At 66.2% G+C, this 3587-nt stretch carries 3 protein-coding genes; 1 reads left to right on the forward strand and 2 read right to left on the reverse strand.

Going from position 1 to position 3587, the window contains the following annotated elements; translation table 11 throughout:
- Window positions 1-1051, reverse strand: a 1051-nt coding sequence (locus ACN469_RS21795; RefSeq protein WP_498770665.1) for a M4 family metallopeptidase, incomplete at its 3' end; no start/stop codon positions are given.
- A gap of 242 nt (window positions 1052-1293) precedes the next feature.
- Here ACN469_RS21795 and ACN469_RS21800 point away from each other — a divergent pair.
- Window positions 1294-1884 (forward strand): DUF4291 domain-containing protein, encoded by a 591-nt coding sequence (locus ACN469_RS21800; protein WP_498770666.1) that lies wholly within the window; start codon window positions 1294-1296, stop codon window positions 1882-1884.
- A 61-nt stretch (window positions 1885-1945) separates the two neighbouring features.
- Here the strand turns inward: ACN469_RS21800 and ACN469_RS21805 are convergent.
- Window positions 1946-3587 (reverse strand): hypothetical protein (locus ACN469_RS21805; protein ID WP_498770667.1); only part of this gene is annotated, 1642 nt, incomplete at its 5' end.

The raw sequence follows: 3587 nt of genomic DNA on the forward strand, positions 1-3587 counted from the left end.
CGCCGAAGATGTCGGACAGCGCCTCGTTCAGGCCGCCGGACTCGCCGGAGTAGATGAGGTCGGAGTCGTGCTCCGTCACGGCGTGCGTGAGCTCGTGGGCCGTCACGTCCAGGCTGAGCGCCAGGTTGATGGCGTTGACTCCGTCTCCGTCGCCGAACACCATCTGCGTGCCATTCCAGAACGCGTTCACATAGTTCACCCGGTGGTGAACGGTGGCGATGAGCGGAGCGCCCGCGTCGTCGATGGAGTCGCGGCCGAACAGGTCATTGTAGCAATTGTAGACGGCGCCCAGGTTGTCATAGGAGGCGTTGACGATGGGGTCCTGGACGGGCACTTCACCTTCCTGGCGGACAAGGGGGCCAGGCAGGGTGGTGAGGTTGAGGCCGTCATGAACCCGGCGGACCAGCGCCGAGTGGATGTTGGTGTAGCGCTCGAACAAATCTCCGGAGCGCGCGTTGACGAGCACGGTGTCGTCCACCGGCGCGCCATCGGTCTGCGTGCCAGTCACGCGCATCCGGTAGGCCAGCAGGTACTGGTCGCTGTCGCGCCAGTAGACCAGCTCCGGCTTGCCGGCGATGACGGCCTTCGGCGGGGTCGCGCGGTCCTTCTGGACCGACTCCATGGCCAGCTCCGCGGAGACGGTGGCGCCCACGGGCGCGGGCAGGTCGGTGCGTGCCATGGCGTTGGCGAGGAGGACCTGGCCATCGCGCCCGTGCAGTCGCAGCTCCGCGCCCATGACCTCCACGCCGTTGAGGCGCACTCCGTAGCGGAAGTGGGCCTCTCCGTCGGAGCTGACGTAGGCCTTCTTCAGGAAGAGCTGCTCGGGCTTGACCTTGAACAGCGGGGCCACCCGCGCGAGGACCGGTGCCAGCGTCGCCGGCTGGAGCCCTCGGAGGGCGGCGGCGCTGGTCGGCGCGGCGCCAAACTGCCCGCTGACGAAGTAGGGGATGGAGTCCTTGCCATCCTTGGGTGTGCTGGCCTCGGCGCTGGCCCCCAATGTCAGGCATAGCACCGTGGCGCCTACGACTCCGCGACCTCGTTTCAAGAACATGCGCTTCCCCCAGACGAATGATGACGTCGCCATGGTGAAGCCAAAGGCAGTTCAGGAACAAGTCGACAGCAGCAACTTCATTGCATTTCCCGCAATGCACGCGAGGTGTGACATTTTCTGTCACACTGTGCCAGAGGTTGAGAGATACCGGCCATGGGCGCGGGGTGGCGGGAACCCTGTGTTAATGTGCGAGACATGGCGACGGGTGGCAACAGGGTTCTTGCCCTTGCGGGCACCCGGCGGTGAGTTCCGCCCGAGAGGTCCGCGCCGACTTCGACCGGGCGTCCATGGTGGTCTACCAGGCCTATCCGGACGCCATCGCGGACGTGGCGGTGAAGCAGCAGAAGTTCGGCCCGCCGTTCTCCGTGGGGCGGATGACGTGGATCAAACCCAGCTTCCTGTGGCTGATGCACCGCTCCAACTGGGGCCGCAAGAGCGGGCAGGAGCGGACGCTCGCGGTGCGCCTGCGTCGCAGTGGCTGGGAGGCGGCGCTCGGTGAGGCCGTGCTCACGGGCTACGAGCCCAGGGCCCATGGCTCTCCGGAGGCCTGGCGGCAGGCCTTCGAGCGCGCGTCCGTCCATGTCCAGTGGGACCCGGAGCGGACGGTGAGAGGCGCGGGCCTCCCCCACGACAGCATCCAGGTGGGCCTGGGGCGCGGCATCATCCAGCGCTTCGTGGAGGACTGGGTGGTCTCCATCACCGACCTGACGCCCCTGGTGCAGAAGCTGCGCAAGCACCTGGACGAAGGTCGCGCGGACCAGGCCACGCGCCTGCTACCCAGGGAGTCTGTCTATCCGGTGCCGGCGGAGCTGGTGCGCCGGCTGGGCATGTGACGCGGGGGACAGAGCGCCAGGAACCCCTGGCGTCCCGCCCTCCCGCGTCCCTGCTTCCATGCTACTGGCCGAGCGTGTTCTTCATCACGGTGAAGTAGTCGGCGGGATAGACAATCTCATAGCCATAGAACCCATAGGATTGGGTGCTGGCGCCGACGGTCTTGTTCTGGAGCTCGTCATGGCGAAGGGTGGCGAGCGGGCCCCACGTGGCCTGGGTGTCGAACCAGGCGGGGTTTGAGATGCGGCCCGCGGCCAGTTCCTGCTTGTAGAGCCGGTCCAGATACGCCAGCGGGTAGAGGATGTGGTGGTCGCCGCCGTCGTAGCCGCGCTGTGCTTCCGAATACACGAAGAACTTGCGGGTGCTGTCGTAGCCATACTTGACCACGTAGTTCATGCCTTGCAGCAGCATGTCGACCAGCTGGGTGTGACTCACGCCCGAGGGCTTGCCCGCGGCGGAGAACTCCAGGTCGGCCTGGTGGAACTTGATGAGGTTGCCCATGAAGGCCCCGGCCATCCACGGGTTCGTGCCGGTGGCGTTGAAGCCGGCGTTGTTGTCCATCTTGGTCATCGTCCAATAGCCGGTGCCCTGGGTGGCGTCATTCACGCCGAGGACGGTGTTGGAGACGGTGTTCGTGGCGGGGTTGTAGCCCACGTGGTTGCTCGGGGTCCTGAACCACTCGACGAGGTAGGCGGCGAGATGGCCCGCCACGTCCTTGTGGTACGTCGCATCGCCCGTCACTCGCACGTATTCGTTCATGACGTAGAGGGGCCAGCCGTAGTCGCGCTCGGCCTCGCGGTACTGGTCCGCGAACTTGAATGGACGCTTGAAGAAGTGCGGGGTGACGAACTTCCACCAGTGGGCGATCTCCGTGAGCACGTCGAGCGAGCGCTTGTCACCGGTGAGCAGGTAGAGGTTGCTCATGCCGCTGACGTGCGCGTGGCCCCAGTGCAGGTTGCGGACCTGGTGGTCGATGTTCTCGTGGTTGATGGCATGCACCTCGCCCGCGGGCTGCGGCGCGCCGCCCGTGGACCAGTAGCCCGCGCGGGGGCCGTGGGACACGTCGAGGTCCATGAAGTGGCGCGTGCTGATTTCACCGAGCTGGAACCAGCGCGCGTCTCCGCTGCGCAGGAACTGGGTGAGGAAGTTGTTCGCTCCGACATGGGTGTCATTGTAGAAGCTGGGGACGTAGACACCGTTGGTTTGAAGGGCCCAGCCGGCGCGCAGCCGGTCACCGTAGTCACGCCAACCGAACATCGTGGCGTTGCCGTCCGACTGCTCGATGCTCCGCTCGTAGATGTCTCTCATCAGGACGTTGTCGTAGCCCTTGTTGCTGCTGAGCTGAGGGGTCGGCGACAGGTCTCCGAACACACCGGACGCGGTGTACCAGGCGGGGGTGGCGGTCAGCTCCAGGCGGTGGCGCTGATAGCTGTCGTTGGCCGTGTGCAGGGCGCTGGTGGTGGGCAGGCCGGTGCTCGAGGCCAGCCGAAGCTGGTAGGTCTTCGCGCCACCTTGCCTGGCGAAGTACATGCTCTGCGCCCGGTGGTAGCGGGTGCCTGACAGCGCGGGCTGGGTGGTCTCCGCGGTGCCGCCTCGGGCTGGGAAGAGAGACGCGGTCAGTGTGTTGGCATTGACGCTCAGCTCGCCTGGGAATTGCTGCCAGAAGTCCCGGACCATCAGGGCCAGGTGACGGCTGCCGGAATCC

The sequence above is a fragment of the Corallococcus terminator genome, assembly GCF_049194865.1.
Lineage (GTDB): Bacteria > Myxococcota > Myxococcia > Myxococcales > Myxococcaceae > Myxococcus > Myxococcus terminator_A.